The organism is Mycobacterium sp. (assembly GCF_040398885.1).
Classification (GTDB): Bacteria; Actinomycetota; Actinomycetes; order Mycobacteriales; family Mycobacteriaceae; genus Mycobacterium.
This window is the reverse complement of sequence record NZ_JBBATF010000221.1, coordinates 1-3,719: the sequence shown is the minus strand read 5'-3', so window position 1 is coordinate 3,719 and position 3,719 is coordinate 1. Positions and strand designations below refer to the sequence as shown.

Sequence of the window (3,719 nt, the reverse complement as noted above, 5' to 3'; positions counted from 1 at the left end):
GCGACGAGACGATGGCCGCCCATGGTGATCGCCTGCTGGAACCTGCCCCGGCCGGCCTCGGTGACCACCACCTCGCCGGGTCGGCCGGCCGCGGATCCGGAACACCCGGCCGGCCAGCTCCACCTCGCCGGCACCGTGGGCCCGGATCGTTTCGATCTGTTCCCTGAAGAGGTTGGTGACGTGGCCGGGGTCGGAGGGCGCCCCGATCGTGGCCACCGCCCGCACCTCCGGGATGTGCGACGCGGCGGCCAGCACCGCCGCCCCGCCGAGACTGTGCCCGACCAGCAGTGCCGGCGCCCGCCGAGTGGTGCGCAGATGGTCGGCGGCGGCGACGACGTCTTCGATGTTGGAGGAGAAGTCGGTGTTGGCGAAGTCACCCTCGCTGGAACCCAGACCGGTGAAGTCGAAGCGCAGTACCGCGATTCCATGCGCGGCAAGGGTTTCGGCGATGCGTCTGGCCGCTCGGCTGTCCTTGCCGCAGGTGAAGCAATGGGCGAAAAGCGCGTAGTCGAGCGGTTCGGTATCGGGCAGTTGCAGCAGCGCGGTGAGGGTGTGTCCCCGGGCGTTGGGAAAGTCGAACCGTTCGGTCCTCATCTGCCCACCCTAGAACAGCGCGAACTGCTGACCCTGGTTGATCGACTGCTCGAACTCGTCGATCCCGGTGCCGCAGACCACAGCGCCGACACTGCTCATGAACTGCTCGTCGGTGACCGTCGGCACGCCGAGTTCCCGGGCCTGGAAGCCCTTGCCCTGCTCGGCCATCGGCTCGTTGCAGATCACCAGCGAGGTATCCGGATCGACGGCGTCGGCGTAGGCCAGACCCGCGTGCAGGATGCGCTCGACCAACTCCTCGTGGGTGCGTCTCACTTCGGCCGACAGCGCCACCCGCATACCCTGCACCAGTGGCCCGCCGCGCTGATAGCGGCCGGGATTCAGGTAGGGGCAGGGCAGTCGGGACGCCAGCGTCTTCAGTGGCATCAGTTCGTCGTGGGTGACCGATCCGTTGGGCCACCGGCGCCGTGTCACCGGCCGGACCGGAAGCCAGACGCCACGTTGACGAGCCCGTTGCAGCGCGGGAGTGAGCACACGGGACAGCACAAGCGCGTCGTCGAAGGCGTCGTGCGCCCTGGTCTGCGGGATCCGCCAGTGCCGCGCAAGGGATTCCAGACGCAGATTGTCCAGGCCGAGGTCGAGCCGCCTGGTCAGTTCGACCGTGCACATGACGCTGTCCACCGGAAGGGCGGCGCGAGCGAGTTCGGCTTCGGCGATGAGGAAGGAATAATCGAAGGGCGCGTTGTGCGCCACCAGGGTTCGACCGTGCATCAGTTCGGCGACGTCCACGGCGATGTCGGCGAAAGTGGGCTGATCCTCGAGCATCTCGGCGGTGATGCCGTGCACGTGCGTGGGACCCGGATCAACGCCGGGGTTGAGCAGGCTGACCACCGAGTGCTCCACCTGCCCGTCGGCGTCGAGCGCCAACGCGGCGATACTCAGCACGCGGGCCTGCCCGGGTCGGAAACCGGAGGTCTCGACATCGACGACCACCCAGCCATCCGCCGCCTCACCGGCCGGCTTACCCCAGGTGTGCCTCACAACGGCCAGAATGGCACGCACCTCCGACAGCCCGGGGGACATCAGCCCCGTGTCGGCATACACTCACCTGCGATGCCGACCATGAAACCCGGGATGACGACTCGCGGACGCTCCGCGCTGGCGCTGGGATCGGCCGCACGCTGGGCCTCCCGGGTCACCGGCCGCGGCGCCGGCGCCATGATCGGCGGACTGGTGGCGATGAAGCTAGATCCCACCGTGCTGCGCCAACTGGGCACCGGGCGGCGCACCGCCGTCATCACCGGCACCAATGGCAAATCCACCACCACCCGGATGGTCGCCGCCGCCCTGCGGACGATGGGCCCGGTGGCGACCAACGCCGAGGGCGCCAACATGGACGCCGGCCTGGTGGCCGCCCTGGCCGCCGACCGGAATGCGGTGCTGGCCGCCCTCGAGGTCGACGAGATGCACGTCCCGCATGTGGCCGACGCGGTACACCCTGCCGTCATCGTGCTGCTGAACCTCTCCCGCGACCAACTCGACCGGGTGGGTGAGATCAACCACATCGAGCGCACGCTGCGTGCCGGTCTGGTCCGTCACCCCGAGGCGGTGGTCGTCGCGAACTGCGACGACGTGCTGATGACGTCGGCGGCCTACGAATGCCCGCACGTCGTCTGGGTGGCCGCCGGCGGAAGTTGGGCAGGCGACTCGGTGAGTTGTCCGCGCAGCGGGGAGGTGATCGCCCGGGAGGGGTCGCACTGGTATTCCACCGGCACTGATTTCAAACGTCCCACCCCGCAATGGCGAGTCGATGCCGAAACCCTCTACGGCCCTGATGGTTTCATGCAGCCGATGCACCTGTCTCTGCCTGGCGCGGTCAACCGCGGCAATGCCGCCCAGGCCGTCGCGGCGGCGGTGGCGATGGGCGCCGATCGGGTTGCGGCGCTGGCCGCGGTTTCGGCCGTCGACGAGGTGGCCGGCCGCTACCGCACCGTGCGGATCGGGAATCACACCGCCCGGATGCTGCTGGCCAAGAATCCGGCCGGCTGGCAGGAGGCGCTGTCGATGGTCGACAAAACCGCCGCGGGAGTGGTGATCTCGGTCAACGGCCAGGTGCCCGACGGGGAGGACCTTTCCTGGCTGTGGGACGTCCGCTTCGAGCGGTTCGCCGATGAGTCGCTTTCTCGACGAGAGCCGGGGACAGGAACCGCCGTGGTGGCCGCTGGGGAACGCGGCACCGATCTGGCGGTGCGCCTCGGCTACGCCGGCGTCGAGCACACCCTGGTGCATGACACCGTCGAGGCGATCGCGTCCTGCCCGCCCGGGCACGTCGAGGTCGTCGCCAACTACACCGCGTTCCTGCAGTTGCAACGGGCACTGGAGCGCTCATGACGGTGCGGATCGGCCTGGTCCTGCCCGACGTGATGGGCACCTACGGTGACGGCGGCAACGCGGTGGTGTTGCGACAACGGTTGCGGCTGAGAGGGATTGAGGCCGAGATCGTCGAGATAACCCTCGCCGAACCGGTGCCCGATTCGCTGGATCTGTACACCCTCGGCGGAGCCGAGGACTACGCCCAGCGACTGGCGACCCGGCATCTGCTGCGCCACCCCGGACTGCAGCGCGCCGCGGATCGGGGCGCGCCGGTGCTGGCCATCTGCGCGGCGATCCAGGTGCTGGGTCACTGGTATGAAACCGCGGCAGGCGAACGGGTCGACGGCGTCGGCCTGCTGGACCTCACCACCTCGCCGCAACCGGAGCGCACCATCGGGGAAGTGGTCTCCACGCCGCTGATCGACGGGCTCACCGAACCGTTGACCGGGTTCGAGAACCACCGCGGCGGAACGGTTCTCGGCCCCGACGCCCGGCCGCTGGCCGCCGTGGTCAAGGGGGCGGGCAACCGTCTCGGCGACGGCATCGACGGCGCGGTGCAGGGCAGCGTGTTCGCCACGTACCTGCACGGGCCGTGCCTGGCCCGCAACCCCGAACTGGCGGACCTGCTGTTGTCCCGGGTGGTCGGGCCGCTGGAGCCCCTGGACCTGCCCGAGGTCGATCGGTTGCGGCGGGAGCGGTTGGCGGCCCCCCGCCGCTCGTGATCCCCCCCCCCGCCTTTTCGCCCAAACCGACATTACGCAGCAGAAGTACGTGTAGATCGCGCCATTTCGTCG

General features: G+C 69.4%; 4 protein-coding genes. 2 read left to right on the top strand and 2 right to left on the bottom strand.

Features of this window, described 5'->3' with window-relative positions; genetic code table 11:
- On the bottom strand, positions 1 to 594 hold a 594-nt coding region (locus ADBZ5U_RS14990), incomplete at its 3' end, for an alpha/beta hydrolase family protein (protein ID WP_526811509.1).
- Between the two features lie 9 nt (positions 595 to 603).
- Complete coding sequence (locus ADBZ5U_RS14985; protein WP_526811512.1) at positions 604 to 1,635, bottom strand: DEDDh family exonuclease; 1,032 nt, start codon at positions 1,633 to 1,635, stop codon at positions 604 to 606.
- A 51-nt stretch (positions 1,636 to 1,686) separates the two neighbouring features.
- Between ADBZ5U_RS14985 and ADBZ5U_RS14980 the strand changes: the two genes are divergently transcribed.
- Both ADBZ5U_RS14980 and ADBZ5U_RS14975 read left to right on the top strand, forming a co-directional pair.
- On the top strand, positions 1,687 to 2,943 hold the full coding sequence (locus ADBZ5U_RS14980; protein WP_526811511.1) for a MurT ligase domain-containing protein: 1,257 nt from the start codon (positions 1,687 to 1,689) through the stop codon (positions 2,941 to 2,943).
- The gene (locus ADBZ5U_RS14975) at positions 2,940 to 3,647 is read left to right on the top strand and encodes a type 1 glutamine amidotransferase (protein ID WP_526811507.1); all 708 of its coding nucleotides are present in this window, start codon (positions 2,940 to 2,942) and stop codon (positions 3,645 to 3,647) included. The genes ADBZ5U_RS14980 and ADBZ5U_RS14975 overlap by 4 nt, the downstream gene beginning before the upstream one ends.
- Positions 3,648 to 3,719 lie beyond the last annotated feature (72 nt).

Excerpts from the sequence above, each read along its gene's own strand:
- ADBZ5U_RS14985 (WP_526811512.1), bottom strand. The coding sequence starts at position 1,635 with ATGTCCCCCGGGCTGTCGGAGGTGCGTGCCATTCTGGCCGTTGTGAGG.
- ADBZ5U_RS14980 (WP_526811511.1), top strand. The coding sequence starts at position 1,687 with ATGACGACTCGCGGACGCTCCGCGCTGGCGCTGGGATCGGCCGCACGC.
- ADBZ5U_RS14975 (WP_526811507.1), top strand. The coding sequence starts at position 2,940 with ATGACGGTGCGGATCGGCCTGGTCCTGCCCGACGTGATGGGCACCTAC.